Genomic DNA, 17,032 nt, shown 5'->3' with positions numbered 1-17,032 from the left:
CCGGGACGGTTCACCCGCAAGGACCGGAGCTGGCTGTGATTGACGTTATGTAATCGTTATTACAAATTCGAGCGCGGTTCCGCGACAGCGTGATGTAAGCGGTTTTACAGTTCCGTGAGGCCCGTCACACAGGGTCGCATCCTCAACGAAGAGGGCTGGTCGTCTCGGCCACCCACATTCATGTGAAAGGGAGAGACGAATGGCTCTCAGCTCCAAACGGACCGTTGCGGCGCTCGCCGGACTGGTCGCGGTGTCGTTCGGCACGGTCGCCTGCGGTGGCTCGTCGGACGACGGAAGTGGTCCCACCGGCGGCGGCGCTTCCGTCGGCGCGTCGCAGATCGACAAGACCGACTACTCCAACTGGTGCGGTATGAAATCGCAACTCCAGGGCAAGACGGTCACCGTCTACACCTCGATCATCGGACCCGAGGGTGCCGCCCAGCAGGCGTCGTACAAGAAGTTCGAGGAGTGCACCGGGGTCACCGTCAAGTACCAGGGTGACAACGACTTCGAGAAGAACCTGCCGCAGCGCGCGCAAACCGGCAACTTGCCGGACATCGCCTTCATCCCGCAGCCGGGTCTGCTGCAGACGATGGTCTCCACCGGCAAGGCGATCCCGGCGCCGCAGACCGTCGTCGACGAGATCGACAAGGGCTGGCAGCCGATCTGGAAGACCTACGGCACGGTCAACGGCACGGTGTACGCCGCGCCGCTGGGTGCGAACGTGAAGTCGTTCGTCTGGTACTCGCCGAAGTTCTTCAAGGACAAGGGCTACGCCGTTCCCACCAGCTGGGACGAGATGCTGACCCTCACCAAGAAGATCGCGGCTGACGGCGGCGGCACCAAGCCGTGGTGCGGTGGTATCAGTTCGGGTACGGCGACCGGTTGGCCGGCCACCGACTGGCTGGAAGAAGCGATGCTGCGCTTCAACTCCCCGGAGGACTACGACAACTGGATCACCAACAAGCTGAAGTTCAACGATCCGAAGGTTCTCAAGGCGCTGAACAAGATCAGTGAGATCTTCAAGAACCCGGCCTACGTCAACGGCGGTCACGGTGACGTGAAGTCGATCAAGTCCACCACCTTCCAGGACGCGGGTCTGCCGATCCTGAAGAACCAGTGCGCCATGCTGCAGCAGGCTTCCTTCTACGCGGCCAACTGGCCGGCCGGTACCAAGGTCGGCCCGGACGGTGACGTGTGGGCGTTCTACGAGCCCGGTCAGACCGCCTCGGACAAGCCGGTCGAGGGTGGTGGCGAGTTCACCGTCGCTTTCCGCAAGGCACCCGAGGTCCAGGCCTTCCAGGCGTTCCTCGCCTCGGCCGATTGGGCCAACGACAAAGCCAAGGCCACCCCGGCCGGTGGTTGGGTCAGCGCCAACAAGGGCCTCGACGTCAACAACCTGACCTCGCCGCTGGACCAGGAGAGCTACAAGCTCCTGCAGAGTGCGACGTCGTTCCGGTTCGACGCGTCCGACCTGATGCCGAGTTCGGTGGGTGCCGGCAGCTTCTGGACCGAGATGACCAACTGGATCATGGGCCAGAGCGACCAGACGACCTTGGACAACATCCAGAAGTCCTGGCCGTCGAACTGATCGCCGACCGCTCGAGCCGGCGCTGACGGACTCGAGCGCAACCGAATCGCTGAATCAGCCGGGTGGGCGAAGGGTGCACCTTCGCCCACCCGGTGCCGTACCGAGGAGGTATGAATGCCCGCAATCACCCTCGTAGCGGCCGGTCCCACCACGACCGGCGGCAAGTTGACCCTGATGTTCATCGGAATCGTGGTTTTCGCGGCCGTGTTCGTCGGGATCCTTCTGATCGCAGCACTTTTCAAGGGCCGTCTCGGCGAGAAGATCCAAGCCGCAGCGTTCGTGGGCCCGACGATCGTCCTGCTGGTGGTCGGCCTGATCTATCCGGCCATCCTTACGGTGCGGCGCGCCTTCTACGGCGGTCAGTTCATCGACACGAGCATCGGCTACGCGCCGTACGTCGGGATGCGCAACTTCCAGAAACTGTTCACCACCCCCGGGCTCGGTGAGGTCTTCCGCAACACCGCGCTGTGGGTCATCCTCGTCCCCACCATTGCCACCGGCCTCGGCCTGTTGTACGCGGTCCTGATCGACCGGGCCCGCGGCGAAGCCTTCGCCAAGTCACTGATCTTCCTGCCCATGGCGATTTCCATGGTCGGTGCGACGCTGATCTGGAAGTTCGTCTACGCCTTCAACGGCGATCCCGGCGGCACCCAGATCGGCGTACTCAACGCCATCCTCACCGGTGTCGGGCTGAACCCGTTCGACTTCCTGAACGCCGTCCCCTGGAACACCCTCTTCCTGATCGTCATCATGATCTGGATCCAGGCGGGTTTCGCGATGACGGTCCTGTCGGCCGCCATCAAGGCCATCCCGGATGAGATCGTCGAGGCCGCGAAGCTCGACGGCGTCGGCGGCTTCAAGATGTTCCGTTACGTGACGCTGCCGAGTATCCGGTCGGCGGTCATCCTGGTCACCACCACGATCGCGATCGCGACGCTGAAGGCCTTCGACATCGTGCAGGCCAACGACGGTGGCACCGGCGGCGACTCGGTCCTGGCGAACGAGTTCTACCGGCGCACCTTCGTGACCCAGCAGCCCGGACTGGGCGCCGTGCTGGCGATCCTGATCTTCCTGCTGGTGCTTCCGATCATCATCTTCAACGTCCGTCAGATGCGGAAGGACGCCTGATGACCAACGTCACCCCCATCCCCGCTCAACTGCCCGAGGGTTCGAAGGGTTCCCGGTTCGGCCGTAAGTCGGCGGTGGGCGAGGCGGCCAAGGCCGTCAGTTCCCCGTGGGCGTCAGTGGTCGCCATCGTGATGGCGATCGTGTGGACCATCCCGACGATCGGCCTGTTCGTCACTTCCTTCCGCAACCAGAGCGACATCAACAACACCGGCTGGTGGCACGGGCTGTTCGGACCGTTCACGCTCGACAACTACCGGCAGGCGCTCAACGGTGCCGGTAACCCGACGAACGCGTTGTCCAACTTTTTCGTCAACTCGATCGTCATCGTGATCCCGTCGGTGTTGCTTCCACTGCTCCTGGCCTCGCTCGCGGCGTACGCCTTTGCGTGGATCAAGTTCCCGTTGCGGGACTGGCTCTTCGTCGGGGTGTTCGCCCTGCAGATCGTTCCGCTACAGATCGCCCTGGTGCCGCTGACGCTGATGTTCCAGGACGTCGGCCTGGGCGGTACCTACTGGTCGCTGTGGTTGTCGCACACGGCGTTCGCCCTACCCCTGGCGGTCTACCTCCTGCACAATTTCATGAAGGAGATCCCCGGCTCTTTGCTGGAGGCGGCCCGCGTCGACGGTGCCGGCCACGTGCGGATCTTCTTCCAGGTCGTGTTGCCGCTGATCGTGCCCGCCCTTGCCGCGTTCGGCATCTTCCAGTTCCTGTGGGTCTGGAACGACCTGCTGGTCGCCCTGACGATGCTGGGCGGAGCACCGGAGAACGCACCGCTGACGATGGCGCTGAACCAGTTGCAGGGCAACTGGGGAAGCCAGTGGTACCTGGTGAGCGCCGGAGCGTTCATCTCGATCATCATCCCGGTCATCGTCTTCCTCGCACTGCAGCGCTACTTCGTCCGTGGCCTGCTCGCCGGCGGTACCAAGGGTTGATGAGTCCCAACGCCAACCGCAGCGGCGCCGGTCGGTCACGCGGTCACGCGACCATCCACGACGTCGCTGCGGCAGCAGGGTGTCGGTTGCCACCGTCTCGCGGGCGCTGCGCGGCCTGGACCGTGTCAACGAAGCGACCCGGGAGCGCGTCCTCGCGGCCGCCGCGGCCCTGCACTACGTGGCCTCGCCCTCGGCCAGTTCGCTGGCTTCGGGCCGCACCGGAGTCGTCGGGGTCGCCGTGCCGTTCGGGGACCGGTGGTTCTTCGCCACGGTGCTTTCCTCGATCGCGCGACGGGTCCGCGCCCAGGGGTACCAGGTCATGCTGCTGGACCTGGAGCAACAAGGTCAGCACGAAGACCGTCTGCCCCTGACCTCGGACATGCTGGCCAAGCGGCTCGACGGCATCATCACGGTCAACATCGCGGTCACCGGCGCCGAGATCGCCCTGATCGATCGTCTCGGAATCCCGTTGGTATCAGTAGGAACTCGGGTTCCCGGGCGACCTGTGGTGCGCATCGACGACGCGGCCGCCGCCCGTCTGGCGACCGAGCACGTCGTCGGGTTGGGTCACACCAAGATCGGGTACGTCGGTCGCGTGCCTCCGCAGGCGACCGGCCTGACCACCCCGGCGCACCGGTTCGAGGCGTTCACGCAGGTCCTGTCCGAGCACCGCATCCCCTTACGGTCCACCTGGGTGCTGGACTCGGACTGGACGATGGACGACGCCTTCCGTGACGCCACGGCGCTGCTGCGAAGGACCCAGCGACCGACGGCGCTGGTCGTGGGGTCGGACGAGATGGCCTTCGGAGTCATGAACGCCGCCCGCCGGCTCGGGATCCAGGTTCCGCACGACCTGTCGGTGGTGGGGATCGACGACCATCCGTTCTCGGATGTCCTGGACCTCAGCACGGTGCGGCAGGACGTGGTGGGCCAGGGTCTGGCCGCCGCAGACCTCCTGCTGCCCATGCTGCGCGGTCGCCGTCAGGACCCGGCCCTGGAGCAGGTAGAACCCATCCGGCTCATCGAGCGGGGGAGTACCTACCCGGCGGTATGAGCGCCGTACGGCACGCCCCGCTGGGCTGCGGTGCACGGGTGCGACCGAGGGTTTCGAGCATCTGATCGCGGTCGCGAAGGAAGGCGATTGCGGCACGTCGCTGCTGTGCAACCGGTGCCGCGCCCTCCGCCCGCGAATCCATCGTTCCAGTATTGATCGGTTGGCCGACCGAGGGTCGCACAGGCGGTGATGGGAATGCACCCGGGTCGGCAACACCCCCTTGACCTGTGGAAAGATTGCGCGACCGCGCATCACCCCGCTGGGAGGCACCGTGACCGAGCAGACCGTTTCCACGCCGTACAACCGGGTCCTTCTCAAACTGTCGGGGGAGGTCTTCGGCGGTGGCACGGTCGGCTTGGACCCGGAGGTCGTCCGGCAGATCGCCGCCCAGATCGCCGAAGCCGTGCGCAGCGGGGTACAGGTCGGCATCGTGATCGGCGGGGGCAACTTCTTCCGCGGCGCCGAGCTGCAGACCAAGGGGATGGACCGGGCTCGGGCCGACTACATGGGCATGCTGGGCACGGTCATGAACTGCCTTGCGCTGCAGGACTTCCTGGAGAAGGAAGGCGTCGACACCCGGGTGCAGACCGCGATCACCATGGGCCAGGTCGCCGAGCCCTACATCCCGCGCCGGGCGATCCGGCACATGGAGAAGGGCCGCGTCGTGATCTTCGGCGCCGGCGCCGGCATGCCGTTCTTCTCCACGGACACCGTCAGTGCCCAGCGCGCCCTGGAGATCAAATGCGACGCGGTGCTCTACGCCAAGAACGGTGTCGACGGGATCTACACCGCCGACCCCAAACTGGACCCCACGGCCACCAAATTGGACATGCTCACCTACAGTGAGGCGCTTGCCCGCAACCTGCGGGTCGTCGACGCCGCCGCCTTCAGCTTGTGCATGGACAACAAGCTGACGATGCGGGTCTTCAGCATGGACGGCGAGGGCAACATCACGCGTGCGCTGCGGGGTGAGAGGATCGGAACGTTGGTTACCGCGGACTGAGTCCCGAGCGATCCACCCGGCGGTGACACCCGCACGTCATAACCAAGGAGTATCAGTCCCATGAGCGACAGCGTCGACGAGAGCCTGCTCGAGGCCGAAGAAAAGATGGACAAGGCCGTCGAGGTCGCCAAGGAGGACTTCTCGGCCATCCGCACCGGGCGGGCCAGCGCCGCGATGTTCAACAAGTTGACCGTCGACTACTACGGTGCGCCGACGCCGCTGCAACAGTTGGCCTCCTTCCAGACGCCCGAGGCACGCACCGTGCTGATCCAGCCGTTCGACAAGTCCTCGATGGCCGCGATCGAGAAGTCCCTGCGCGAATCCGATCTGGGGGTCAACCCCAGCAACGACGGCAACATCATCCGGGTGATCCTGCCCAGCCTCACCGAAGAGCGCCGCCGCGACTACATCAAGTTGGCCCGGGCCAAGGGCGAGGACGCCAAGATCGCGATCCGCAACATCCGCCGCAAGGCCAAGGAAGAGATCGACAAGCTGGTCAAGGACGGCGAGATCGGCGAAGACGAGGGCACCCGGGGTGAGAAGGAGTTGGAGTCGACCACGAAGAAGTACGTGGACGTCGTGGACGACCTTCTCAAGGGCAAGGAATCCGAACTCCTCGAGGTCTGACCCGCGGCCATGAACCAACCGCATCGCGATCCGGCGACGCGTCGCCGGCGTCGCGAGGAGACGTCGGGTCCACCCGCTCCGGAGGCGGTGAATCCCACCCCCGCGCGGGCCGGAATCTCTATGCCGCCATCGGGGTGGGCGTAGCCCTGGCCGTACTGGTCCTGGTCTCCTTGTTCACCAACAAGGAGATCTTCCTCGCAGTCGCCTCGGGCGCCTCGGCGCTGGGCGTCTGGGAACTGCACCGAGCTCTGGCGCACCGGGACTTCCAGCCGCCGGTGATCAGCACGTACGTCGGGAGTGTGCTGATCCCGGTCGTCGCCTACGTCTGGGGCAAGGACGCCTTCGCCAGTGTCATCGTCCTCGTGCTGGTGGCCGTCGTCGTCGAGGCCTCCGTCGTGCCGCACGCCGACGTCCAACGCAATGCCGCGGTCGGTGCCCTGGTCACGTTGTACGTGCCCGCGTTGGTGGGTTTCGCGGCGCTGCTACTGAAATCCGGTGATGGTGACCTGCGCATCGTCACCTTCATCCTGGTGGTGGTGTGCAGCGATGTCGGTGGGTACGCCGTGGGCGTGCTGTTCGGCAAACACCCGATGGCTCCCTCGGTGTCGCCGAAGAAGTCGTGGGAGGGTTTCGCCGGCTCGGCGATCGCCTGCCTGATCGGCGGCGTGCTCGCGGTGACCCTGCTGCTGGACGGTCGCTGGTGGGTGGGTCTGCTACTGGGTGCCTGTGTGGTGGTCACCGCGACGATCGGGGACCTGTGCGAGTCGGTGATCAAACGCGATCTCGGGGTCAAGGACATGAGCAATCTGATCCCGGGTCACGGCGGCCTGATGGACCGCCTGGACTCCCTGCTGGTGTCCGTGCCCGTGGTGTGGGCGATTCTGACGGTGCTGGTGCCCAGCTGAGAGTCCGTAGACTCAAGGGGTGCCCGAAACTCCTTTGCCGACGCCCGCGGTCGGTCGCCCCGTCCCGGGACAACTGACGTTCAAGGCTCCACGCCGCGGCAAACCGCCGGTGCATCTGGCCGACCTGGATCTGGCCGGGCGCGGGGAGGCGATGAAAGAGCTGGGTTACCCCACGTTCCGGGCCAAGCAGTTGTCGACGCACTACTTCGAGCACTACACGGTTGATCCGGCGCAGATGACCGACCTGCCGGCAGACACGCGCCAGCAGATGGTGGATCAGCTGCTGCCGCCGCTGCTGACCAGCATCCGATCGCTGGAGGCCGACCAGGGGCAGACGATCAAACAGGTCTTCCGGCTCTTCGACGGCGCCCTGGTCGAATCGGTGCTGATGCGCTATCCCGGCCGGGTCACCATGTGTATCTCCAGCCAGGCCGGCTGCGGGATGAACTGCCCGTTCTGCGCCACCGGCCAGGAGGGGCTGACCCGCAACCTAACCACCGCGGAAATCGTGGAGCAGGTGGTCTCGGGCATACGCATGCTTCGCTCGGGCCAGATCGCCGGTGTCGACGCGCACGACCAGGCCAGCGCCGTACGGGTATCCAACGTCGTTTTCATGGGCATGGGGGAGGCGCTGGCCAACTACCGCCAGGCGATCAACGCCATCAAGCGCCTGGTCGCCCCGCCCCCGGAAGGATTGGGGATGAGCGCTCGCGGGATCACCATGTCGACCGTGGGTCTGGTGCCGGCGATCGACAAACTGGCCGCCGAGGGGATCCCGGTGACTCTGGCGCTGTCGCTGCATGCCCCCGATGACCAGCTGCGTGACGAACTCGTCCCGATCAACACGCGCTGGAAGGTCGATGAGGCCCTCGATGCGGCGCACCGCTACTTCGAGACCACCGGTCGCCGGGTGTCCATCGAATACGCCCTCATCAAGGACATCAACGATCAGGCGTGGCGGGCCGATCTGCTGGGCGAGAAGCTGGTCGCCCGGGGTAAGGGCTGGGTGCACGTCAACCCGATCCCGCTGAACCCCACTCCCGGCTCGAAATGGACCGCGTCGCGCAAGGGGGTGGAGCAGCAGTTCGTGGAGCGACTGCGCGCCCACGGGATCCCGACGACGATCCGGGACACCCGCGGCTCCGACATCGATGGTGCGTGCGGCCAGTTGGCGGCAGCCACCGCTTGAGCCGCGCGCCGGCCGCAGTCACCCGAGAAGGTGGAGGAGCCCGGTTAGGGTTTCTCACACCATGCGTTCTGTGCTGAGAGTGCCGGACCAGCAACGGTTCCGGGCGTCCCGTGACGGCTGAGATGTCGGCCGTCAGTGCTGTGTGGCCCACTACCAGCGCCGACCTGCCGGACACCATCGACGCGGTCGACCGCGTCCTGGCTGCGCGCGTGGCAGACCTGCGCCAGATCCTGATCGACGCGGGCTGCGGGCTCTTGGACAGCCCCCGCCTCGGCGTCGACCTGGTCACCGAGCTCGAGTGCCGTCTTGCCGACCCCAGCAAGCGATTCCGGCCGGCACTGGCGCACCGCGGCTGGCAGCTGGGTGGCGGGGACGACCGCAGTTGGCATGAGCTGGTCCGGGTGGCGGCGGCGATGGACCTGCTGCACCTGTTCGGACTGGTCCACGACGACATCATGGACCGCTCGCAGACCCGGCGCGGCCGCGTCACGCTGCACGTCGACAGCAGCCGGCGGCACCGGGAGATCGGCGCATCCGGTGACCCCGACCATTTCGGCGACAGCGTCGCCATCCTGCTGGGCGACCTCGCCCTCAGCGAGGCCAACTCCCTGGTCGGCGAATGCTCCGCGGCGGTACGACATGCGTGGCGGGTGATGAGCGTGGAACTGGTCCAGGGGCAGTTGCTCGACGTCACCCACGCGGCAGACTCCCGTCGAGATGCGGCCAGCTCCCAGCTGATCGCACGTCTGAAGAGCGGCCGCTACACCGTGACCCGGCCGTTGCAGCTGGGGGCGCTGGTCGCGGGCAGTGACCCTGACGTCATCGACCGGTTGATCGCATGGGGCGACGTGGTGGGGGATGCCTTCGCGCTGCGCGACGACGTCCTGGGTGTGTGGGGCGACCCGGCGGTCACCGGCAAACCGGCCGACGACGACCTGATGGAAGGCAAACCGACGATGCTGCTGGTCTGGGCGGCGGAGTTGCTCGACGACCGGTCCCGGCCCCTGCTGAACGCCTGCCGGCTCGGGCGGTTGAGCGCCGACGCGGTCGACCGGCTGCGGCGCGCCATGGAGGCGGCCGGAGTACGTCGTCGCGCCGAACACGAGCTGCGGGCCATGACCCAACGGGCGCGGGCCATGATCCCCCAGCTCACCGACGATCGCGCGGCGGCGGACGCCCTGCACGTGCTGATCGACACTGTTGCCTGGCGGGCAGCGTGAAAGTCATCGTCGTCGGCGCAGGACTGTCCGGTCTGGCGGCGGCCTGCCACCTGACCGCGGCGGGTCACGACGTCACGGTGCTCGAGCGCGAGCCGGTCGTCGGCGGCCGGGCCGGCGTGCTGCATCTCGGCGGCTTTCGCTTCGATCCCGGTCCCGTCGTGATGACGATGCCGGAACTGCTCGCCGATCCCATCCGAGCGGTCGGTGGTGACCCCGAAGCACTGGTGCCGATGACCAGGTTGGATCCGGCCTACCACGCCGTCTTCTCCGACGGCTCGCACATGCACGTGCGCGCCGATCCGGCACAGCTGCGCGAGGAGGTCCGCCGGCTCAGCGGTGACGCGGACGCCGACGGGTTCACCAGGTTCGCCGACTGGCTGCAGCAGCTCTACGACGCCGAGTTCGGGTCGTTCATCGACCGCAACTACACGACGGCGCTGGACCTGGCCGCCGCTCCCGGCGCGGCGCTGCAACTGCTGCGGCTGGGCGCCTTCGGTGCGCTCGGGCCCAAGGTGGGCTCGTTCTTCCGGGACGAGCGACTGCACAAGATCTTCAGCTTCCAGGCGCTCTACGCCGGTGTCGCACCGGCCACGGCCAGGGCCCTCTTCGCTGTCATCACCTATATGGACACGATCCGCGGCGTCTACTACCCGACCGGTGGAATGCACTGTGCGCCAAGGGGGATGGCGACCGCTCTGGTCGCCGCCGGTGTGCCGATCGAGCTCGGTGTGGACGTGGCGGAGGTTCTGCGGCGTGCCGACGGCGCGGTGGCCGGGGTGCGCACGGCCGGTGGGGAGCGGGTGGCCGCGGACGCGGTGGTCTGCACCCTCGACCTACCCGTCGCCTACCAGCGGCTGCTGCCCGGCGTCCCGACCCCGCAGCGAGCCGCTCGCGGCCGGTACTCCCCGAGCGCCGTCGTCTGGCACGTCGGATCCAAGGGAAGCCCTGACCCGGGTACCGCCCACCACACCATCCATTTCGGCCGGCAGTGGGACGAGGCGTTCACGGCGTTGATCGATCGCGGGGAGCTGATGCCGGACCCGTCGCGGTTGGTGACGGTTCCGTCGGTGACCGACCCGACGGCGGCACCGGAGGGGCACACCGCGCTCTACGTCCTGGAGCCGGTCCCCAATACCGTTGCGGGACTTGACTGGTCGGTGCTCGCCGGGCCGATGCGGGAGCGGCTGCACCGGTTCCTGGAGCAGTCGGGCTATCCGGCGCAGGTGGTACAGGAGCAGTTGGTCACCCCAAAGGACTGGGCCGCTCAGGGGATGTACCACGGCACTCCGTTTGCCATGGCGCACACCTTTGCGCAGTCCGGTCCGTTCCGCCCGCGCAACATCGATCGGCGCGTCCCGGGTCTGGTCTTCGCCGGGTCAGGGACCACCCCGGGGTGGGTATTCCGATGGTGCTGGTCAGCGGGCGACTGGCCGCGCAGCGGGTGGATGAGTACACCGGGTTGGCGGTGGCGTCGTGACCGGCAGCCCGGTCGACCCGGCCAAGCTGACGGCGGGCTACAGGGACTGCGCTCGCATCACCCGGAGCCACGGGACGACGTACTACTGGGGAGCGCGGCTGCTGCCGCTGGCCCGTCGCCGGCACGTCTACGCCGTCTACACCCTCGCCCGCCTCGCCGACGACATCGTCGACCTCGCCGGAGCGCGGTCAGCGTCCGAAACCGCCTGCGCTCTGGATGAATTCGAGCTTCGCTTCCATCAGGCCGTCGACGAGGGCGACTCGCCCGATCCCACGATGGCGGCGGTGGCGACAACGGTCCGCTCGTGTCGTATCCCGGCCGAATGCTTCGACCGGTTCTTCGCCGCCATGCGCGCCGATCTCACGCAGACCCGGTACCAGACCTGGCAGGACCTGCTGGACTACATGGACGGTAGCGCCGCCGTCATCGGTGAGATGATGCTGCCGATCCTGCAACCGGGCCGGCCCGCTGTCGCCGCCGCCCGCGCGCTGGGCCTGGCGTTCCAGCTGACCAACTTCCTGCGCGACGTCGACGAAGACCTGGACCGGGGCCGCGTCTACGTCCCCCAGGAGGACCTGCTGCGCTTCGGAGCCGACCCTACGCGGCGCGGGGTCGATGAGCCCTGGCGCGAACTCATGCGCTTCGAGATCGACCGCAACCGGCGCCTCTACCGTGAGGCCGACGAGGGACTGCCCGCACTGCCTGCCGCGTCCCGGCGTTGCGTGGCCACGGCGCGGGTGCTCTACGCCCGGATCCTGGAACGCATCGAGGCGGCGGACTACGACGTGTTCGCCGGTCGGATCCGGGTGCCGACCGCGCAGAAACTGACCCTGGCGTCCCGCATGCTCAGCACCCGAGAGCCAATCGGGATCGTTCGGCGCGACCGCGCGGCCCGAAGGCCGCCAGCGTGGATCTCCGATGAAGCGGTCGTCCTGGTGGACCGGCAGGGCCGGGCCATCGGCAGTCTGCCCAAATCGGCGGCGCATCACGATGCGACGCCGCTGCACCTGGGCTTCTCCTGCTACATCGTTGACGGATCGGGACAGTTGTTGGTGACTACGCGAGCCACGCACAAACCCAGCTTCCCCGGGGTGGTCACCAATTCGGTGTGCGGCCACCCCCTGCCCGGTGAGAGCGCCGTCGAAGCCGTGCGGCGCCGTACGCGCCAGGAGCTGGGCATGGAACTGGCCGACGTGCGGCCGGTGCTGCCCGACTTTCGCTACCGTGCCGCCATGGGTGGTGTGGTCGAGCACGAGGTGTGTCCGGTGTACGTCGCGCGGACCGCCGGGGGCCGCCGCAGCCGGACCCCGCCGAGGTCGGCAGCGCACAGTGGGAACCCTGGGAAACCTTTGCCGCAGAGGTGGTCCGGGGCCGCGAGGTGTCGCCGTGGTGCGCCGAGCAGGTACCCCTGTTGGTGGCGCTGGGCCCGGATCCGCTGGACTGGCCGACGGCACCGGACGGTGACCTTCCGGCCGCCGCCAGGCCGTTGGACGAAGGAGCAGCCTGACCGTGGACGACCGGTTCCAGTATTTGTTGTTGATGGCCGGTTGCCTGGCCATCACGCTGCCGTTGGAGTGGGTGTTGCGGGCGCGGGTCTACCGTCAACCGCGGCGGCTGGTGCTCGCGGTGCTGCCCGTTGTCCTCATCTTCAGCGCGTGGGACATTCTCGGGATCAAGCGAGGTCACTGGTCCTACAGCGCGCAGTACACCACCGGGATACTGCTGCCGTTCGGGATGCCGCTGGAGGAGCTGGTCTTCTTCGTCGTGATCCCGATCTGCGGACTGCTGACCTACACCTCGGTCGGGACCGTCCTGGCCTGGTGGCGAGCACGTCGGAGGGTTGATGCCTGAGTACACACTGTTAGCCCTCGCCTCGGTACTGCTCGTGGTCGCGGTCGAGCGAATCTGGTTGCGTACCGGCGTCTTCCGCACCGCGCAGTACTGGGTCGCGATGGCGATCGTCGCCTTCTTCCAAGTGCTCGTCGACGGATGGCTGACCAAGCTGTCGGCCCCGATCGTTCTGTACGACGACGGGTCATTCCTCGGCGTACGGGCACCCTGGGACATCCCGGTCGAGGACTTCCTGTTCGGTTTCAGCATGGTCACCCTCGCCATCCTGTTGTGGGTGCGCGCAGGCCGGGGGACGGCGAGATGACCCAGGACGGTGCATGGGTTCTCGCGGAGGCCTTCGACCGCGCGGCACCCTCCTACGACGCGATGGTCGCGCTGTCGCCGGGGTACCACGCTCAACTGCGGACCGCCGCCCAGACGCTCGTCGACGAGGTTCCGGCAGGGCAGCAGGAGGCCCGGATCCTCGATCTGGGCTGCGGGTCCGGTGCTTCCACGGCGGCACTACTGGCTGCGTGGCCGCAGGGGCGTCCCCTGCGGCTCACCGGTGTCGACGCATCGGCGGGCATGGTGGCGCAGGCCCGGGAGAAGCAATGGCCGGCGGAGGTCGACTGGCGGGTCGCGGACGCCGCGGCCTACCTGCGTGAGCTTCCCGACCAGTCGGTGTCGGGGGTGCTGGCCGCCTACCTGCTGCGCAACGTCGCTGAGCGCGACGAGTTGCTGGCGCAGATCAGCCGGGTGCTCGTTCCCGGCGGTGTGCTTGTCCTGCATGACTATTCAGTCGCCGGGAGCCTGCGGGCACGCGCGGTATGGGCCGCCGTGTGCCACGGTGTGATCATCCCGCTCGCCGCGATCAAACGCTCGGACGTCCCGCTGCACCGCTACCTCTACGCCAGCGTCCGCGACTTCGACTCCATCGGCGGGGTGTGCGCCCGGATGCAGCAGGCCGGGCTCACAGAGGTACGGCACCGCTCCTACCCGGGATGGCAGAACCACGTCGTGCACACCGCGGTCGGTCACGCGCCCGCATGAGACACCCGGGCCAGCCGGCGCGCTTCCGACCCGGGCGCGACCCGCGTGCGCAGTTCCACCCACCGCCGACGCCAGCGAGTGGCGTGCGCCCTGACCCGGCCTCACGTCAGGTGATCGTCGTGGGCGGCGGTATCGCCGGCCTGACTGCGGCGCTCGCCCTGGCCGAGCGCGGCGTCGGGGTGACCCTGCTGGAGCGTGCCGACACCCTCGGCGGCCGGGTGCGCTCCTGGCCGGTCACCCTCGCCGACGGCGGCAGCGCCTCGATGAGCCGGGGATTCCATGCGTTCTTCCGGCAGTACTACAACCTGCGTTCGATGCTCCGACGGGTCGATCCCACACTGTCGATGCTGCGACCGCTGCCGGACTACCCGCTGGTGCGCCGCGACGGCGGGGCGGACTCGTTCGCCGGCATCCCGCGGACGCCGCCGTGGAATCTGGCCGCATTCGTCGCCCGTAGTCCCAGCTTCGATCTGCGCGGTCTGGCCGGCGTCGATCTGGGTTCGGCGCTGGGTCTGCTGGATGTGCACTTCCCGGACACCTTCGATGCGCTCGACGGAGTCAGTGGGCAGCAGGTACTGGATCGGCTGCACTTCCCCGACGCCGCGAGGCATCTGGCTCTCGAGGTGTTCGCGCGTAGCTTCTTCGCCGACCCGGCTGAGTTCTCCGGGGGCGAGTTGCTGGCCATGTTCCACCTGTACTTCCTGGGATCGGCCGAGGGTCTGCTCTTCGACGTGCCCGCCGACGACTATGACCGCACGCTCTGGGCACCGCTGGGCCGCCGGCTGTGCCAGCTCGGGGTACGCATCGAGACCGGTTGTGCGGTGACCGGGATCGACGCATCCGGGAATTCGATACGGGCGCAATCAGAGTCCGGTGAATGGCGCGCCGATGCAGCGGTCGTCGCGCTCGACCCGCCGGGGTTGCGGCAGTTGGCGGCCGCGTCGGGCGGGCGTTGGACCGATGGCGCCGACCGGGTTCGTAGCGCCCCTCCCTTCGCGGTGTGGCGGCTCTGGCTGGACCGCCCGGTGCGGCCAGATCGTGCGCCGTTCCTCGGTACCAGCGGGTTCGGACCGCTGGACAACGTTTCGGTCCTGGAGAAGTTCGAAGAGCACGCCGCCCAATGGTCGCGGAAGAGCGGCGGGTCGGTCGTAGAACTTCACGCGTACGCCCTGCCGGACGGTTTCGCAGCTGATGCGGTGCAGCGGGAGTTGCTGGACGCTCTGCACGAGATCTACCCGGAGACGCGAGACGCGCGAATCGTTGACGACCGGTGGCTGGTCGAAAGTGACTGTGTGCTGGTCGGATTGGAGCCCCACCGCTCGAGGCCGGGAGTGCGCACCGGGGAGCCGCGGGTGGTGCTGGCCGGTGACGGCATCCGCTGTGATCTGCCGGTGGCGCTCATGGAACGCGCGGCGACCACCGGGTGGCAGGCCGCCGACGAGTTGCTGACCGGCTGGGGGATCCAGGGGTACGGCGTGTGGTCGGTGCCCACCCAAGGCCGCCTGGGACCCTGGCCAGGTCGTGCGCGTCGCGTACTGGCGGGACGGTCGGTCTAGCCCGGATCAGTTGTGCCGCAGCGCATATCGGCGCGCGGCGTACTCCAGGTCGTCGACCCAGAGCTGACGTTGCGAAGCTCGCATTCCGTGCCGGACCAGCGGCGCCAGTGCTCTGGCTGCGCGGAAACCGGCGCGTCCGGAACTGGCGATGACCGCCTCCGTCATCACGGTCGTCGCCGGGTGTTGTCCGGGTGGCGTGACCAAGGTGGCGTGGCTCTCGACGACACTGCCCTCGCCCTCACCCTCGGTGATGGTCATGACGACCGTGGCCGCGTCGGGACAGGTGAAATCGGCCCGCACCGGCACCGCGAACCGGCGGCCGAGCCGGAAGGCCACGTCGAGCACCAGGCGATCGCTGCTGGAGGCAGCGTCGTCGACACGCAGGTCGCTGAACGCATACGGGTGGAACCAGGCCCCGTGCCACGGATCCAGCCGGTTGGCCACAATGTCCCGCGGTTCGCAGATCGCGGAGAGTGAGACCACGGACGCGATCGACGTACGCGGATCGGGCCGACGGGCCATCACCGGGCGGTCGGTGGGGGAGGCGCCTTCCTCGACGGGCCCGACGCGGGCCCAGACCAGGACGCCGTCGTCGAACGCGGCGTATGTCGCCCACGGCGGCTCGGTCGCCGGTCCGAGCGCCATGCCGTGCCACCGGCACAGGATGTTGTCGCCGGCGACCTCGCAGCCGGTCAGCAGCGCGCCCAGGTGGGGGCAGGCACCGGGGCCGGCCAGGACCGATCCGCTCGCGTCGCGCCACAGCACGATCTCGCGGCCGCCGGCGTTCCGGACGATCGACCGCCCGGCGGGCACCTCGCTGGATGCTGCCAGGACCACCCAGCCGTGTGTCGGACGGCTCAGCGCCTCCTGCAGGGCCGCTTCGATACGGGCCGGGCGGGCATCGCGCCAGGTCTCGCGGATCTCCTCCGCCGGTCGCTGGGGCAGATAGCGGACCGGCGAGCGGCGTCGTACCTCAGCTCGGACCGTTCGGTCGATGCGCAGCAAGCTCACCCGACCAGGGTAGTGAGACCCCCGCTCAGGACAGCCCGCACAAAGGGTGTCGGACCGGTCACTGGCCCGATTGCTCGGGCTCGAGGATGACCGCGGTGCCGTAGGCGAGGATCTCGGCCAGCCCGTCGGCCACCTCGCTGGATTCGAAACGTACGCCGACGACCGCGTTCGCGCCCATCGACCGGGCGTGTTCGGTGAGCCGCTCGACGGCGTGCCCGCGGGCGGTGTTGACGACGTCGGTGTATTCGGTGACCTCCCCGGCGCGAAGTGACTTGAAGCCGCCGGTCAGGCCTTTGGCGAACCCGACAGAGCGCACCAGCGTGCCCCACACCAGACCCAGTGGACGGGCGATTCGGTAGCCGGGGACGTCGAAGGTGGTGGACAAGTAGAGCGGGGGCGCCTGCGGCCCGGGGGATTGGTCATGGACCCAACCTACTGCCGAGCGGGCCGCAGTCCTTG

17 protein-coding genes and 1 pseudogene are annotated in these 17,032 nt (G+C 67.9%); 16 read left to right on the top strand and 2 right to left on the bottom strand.

Annotated elements, in window-relative coordinates; genetic code table 11:
• Positions 1-199: 199 nt before the first annotated feature.
• The 16 genes and pseudogenes from ACFQBT_RS12385 to ACFQBT_RS12310 all read left to right on the top strand — a co-directional run bounded on the left by ACFQBT_RS12385 (position 200) and on the right by ACFQBT_RS12310 (position 15,562).
• Positions 200-1,591 (top strand): ABC transporter substrate-binding protein, encoded by a 1,392-nt coding sequence (locus ACFQBT_RS12385; protein WP_377823075.1) that lies wholly within the window; start codon positions 200-202, stop codon positions 1,589-1,591.
• A gap of 114 nt (positions 1,592-1,705) precedes the next feature.
• Complete coding sequence (locus tag ACFQBT_RS12380; protein WP_377823074.1) at positions 1,706-2,719, top strand: carbohydrate ABC transporter permease; 1,014 nt, start codon at positions 1,706-1,708, stop codon at positions 2,717-2,719.
• Complete coding sequence (locus ACFQBT_RS12375; protein WP_377823073.1) at positions 2,719-3,651, top strand: carbohydrate ABC transporter permease; 933 nt, start codon at positions 2,719-2,721, stop codon at positions 3,649-3,651. Before ACFQBT_RS12380 ends, ACFQBT_RS12375 begins: the two co-directional genes overlap by 1 nt.
• Positions 3,652-3,730: 79 nt before the next feature.
• Positions 3,731-4,705 carry a LacI family DNA-binding transcriptional regulator gene (locus tag ACFQBT_RS12370; protein ID WP_377823072.1) on the top strand — a complete coding sequence of 325 codons (975 nt, stop codon included), beginning with the start codon at positions 3,731-3,733 and terminating at the stop codon, positions 4,703-4,705.
• Between the two features lie 271 nt (positions 4,706-4,976).
• Positions 4,977-5,708, top strand: coding sequence for a UMP kinase (gene pyrH / locus ACFQBT_RS12365; RefSeq protein ID WP_377823071.1), 732 nt, complete (start codon positions 4,977-4,979; stop codon positions 5,706-5,708).
• Positions 5,709-5,768: 60 nt separating this feature from the next.
• A complete protein-coding gene (gene frr, locus ACFQBT_RS12360; RefSeq protein WP_377823070.1) occupies positions 5,769-6,335 on the top strand; it encodes a ribosome recycling factor in 567 nt (188 codons plus the stop codon).
• Positions 6,336-6,469: 134 nt separating this feature from the next.
• Positions 6,470-7,240: a phosphatidate cytidylyltransferase gene (locus tag ACFQBT_RS12355; RefSeq protein WP_377823068.1), complete on the top strand. Its 771-nt coding sequence runs from the start codon at positions 6,470-6,472 to the stop codon at positions 7,238-7,240.
• A gap of 19 nt (positions 7,241-7,259) precedes the next feature.
• Positions 7,260-8,429, top strand: coding sequence for a dual-specificity RNA methyltransferase RlmN (gene rlmN / locus ACFQBT_RS12350; RefSeq protein ID WP_377823066.1), 1,170 nt, complete (start codon positions 7,260-7,262; stop codon positions 8,427-8,429).
• Positions 8,430-8,539: 110 nt separating this feature from the next.
• On the top strand, positions 8,540-9,649 hold the full coding sequence (locus tag ACFQBT_RS12345; protein WP_377823064.1) for a polyprenyl synthetase family protein: 1,110 nt from the start codon (positions 8,540-8,542) through the stop codon (positions 9,647-9,649).
• Positions 9,646-11,346 carry a phytoene desaturase family protein gene (crtI, locus tag ACFQBT_RS12340; RefSeq protein WP_377823062.1) on the top strand — a complete coding sequence of 567 codons (1,701 nt, stop codon included), beginning with the start codon at positions 9,646-9,648 and terminating at the stop codon, positions 11,344-11,346. Before ACFQBT_RS12345 ends, crtI begins: the two co-directional genes overlap by 4 nt.
• Positions 11,228-12,355 (top strand): annotated as a pseudogene (idi, locus tag ACFQBT_RS12335) (isopentenyl-diphosphate Delta-isomerase); the annotation flags it as partial. The gene crtI and the pseudogene idi, both read left to right, overlap by 119 nt.
• 29 nt (positions 12,356-12,384) lie before the next feature.
• On the top strand, positions 12,385-12,633 hold the full coding sequence (locus tag ACFQBT_RS12330; RefSeq protein ID WP_377823060.1) for an NUDIX hydrolase: 249 nt from the start codon (positions 12,385-12,387) through the stop codon (positions 12,631-12,633).
• Positions 12,634-12,635: 2 nt separating this feature from the next.
• Complete coding sequence (locus ACFQBT_RS12325; RefSeq protein WP_377823058.1) at positions 12,636-12,977, top strand: lycopene cyclase domain-containing protein; 342 nt, start codon at positions 12,636-12,638, stop codon at positions 12,975-12,977.
• Entirely contained in the window at positions 12,970-13,281 is a 312-nt protein-coding gene (locus tag ACFQBT_RS12320) for a lycopene cyclase domain-containing protein (RefSeq protein ID WP_377823056.1), read from the top strand. Before ACFQBT_RS12325 ends, ACFQBT_RS12320 begins: the two co-directional genes overlap by 8 nt.
• The gene (locus ACFQBT_RS12315) at positions 13,278-14,006 is read left to right on the top strand and encodes a class I SAM-dependent methyltransferase (RefSeq protein WP_377823054.1); all 729 of its coding nucleotides are present in this window, start codon (positions 13,278-13,280) and stop codon (positions 14,004-14,006) included. Before ACFQBT_RS12320 ends, ACFQBT_RS12315 begins: the two co-directional genes overlap by 4 nt.
• Positions 14,007-14,089: 83 nt before the next feature.
• Positions 14,090-15,562, top strand: a complete 1,473-nt coding sequence (locus tag ACFQBT_RS12310; RefSeq protein WP_377823052.1) for an FAD-dependent oxidoreductase — start codon at positions 14,090-14,092, stop codon at positions 15,560-15,562.
• Positions 15,563-15,568: 6 nt separating this feature from the next.
• Here the strand turns inward: ACFQBT_RS12310 and ACFQBT_RS12305 are convergent, their stop codons facing one another.
• Together ACFQBT_RS12305 and ACFQBT_RS12300 are read right to left on the bottom strand one after the other, a co-directional pair.
• Positions 15,569-16,573: a DUF5914 domain-containing protein gene (locus tag ACFQBT_RS12305; RefSeq protein ID WP_377823050.1), complete on the bottom strand. Its 1,005-nt coding sequence runs from the start codon at positions 16,571-16,573 to the stop codon at positions 15,569-15,571.
• A gap of 58 nt (positions 16,574-16,631) precedes the next feature.
• Positions 16,632-16,958 carry a YbjQ family protein gene (locus ACFQBT_RS12300; RefSeq protein ID WP_377823048.1) on the bottom strand — a complete coding sequence of 109 codons (327 nt, stop codon included), beginning with the start codon at positions 16,956-16,958 and terminating at the stop codon, positions 16,632-16,634.
• Positions 16,959-17,032: the final 74 nt, after the last annotated feature.

The organism is Branchiibius cervicis, assembly GCF_042661605.1.
GTDB lineage: Bacteria > Actinomycetota > Actinomycetes > Actinomycetales > Dermatophilaceae > Branchiibius > Branchiibius cervicis.
The sequence above is the reverse complement of the archived record's forward strand: the minus strand, read 5'-3'. Positions and strand labels throughout refer to the sequence as shown.

What these genes read in the sequence shown, in the direction of transcription:
- ACFQBT_RS12375 (WP_377823073.1), top strand. Translation starts at nt 2,719, where the DNA reads ATGACCAACGTCACCCCCATCCCCGCTCAACTGCCCGAGGGTTCGAAG.
- ACFQBT_RS12315 (WP_377823054.1), top strand. Translation starts at nt 13,278, where the DNA reads ATGACCCAGGACGGTGCATGGGTTCTCGCGGAGGCCTTCGACCGCGCG.
- frr (WP_377823070.1), top strand. Translation starts at nt 5,769, where the DNA reads ATGAGCGACAGCGTCGACGAGAGCCTGCTCGAGGCCGAAGAAAAGATG.
- ACFQBT_RS12385 (WP_377823075.1), top strand. Translation starts at nt 200, where the DNA reads ATGGCTCTCAGCTCCAAACGGACCGTTGCGGCGCTCGCCGGACTGGTC.
- ACFQBT_RS12380 (WP_377823074.1), top strand. Translation starts at nt 1,706, where the DNA reads ATGCCCGCAATCACCCTCGTAGCGGCCGGTCCCACCACGACCGGCGGC.
- ACFQBT_RS12320 (WP_377823056.1), top strand. Translation starts at nt 12,970, where the DNA reads ATGCCTGAGTACACACTGTTAGCCCTCGCCTCGGTACTGCTCGTGGTC.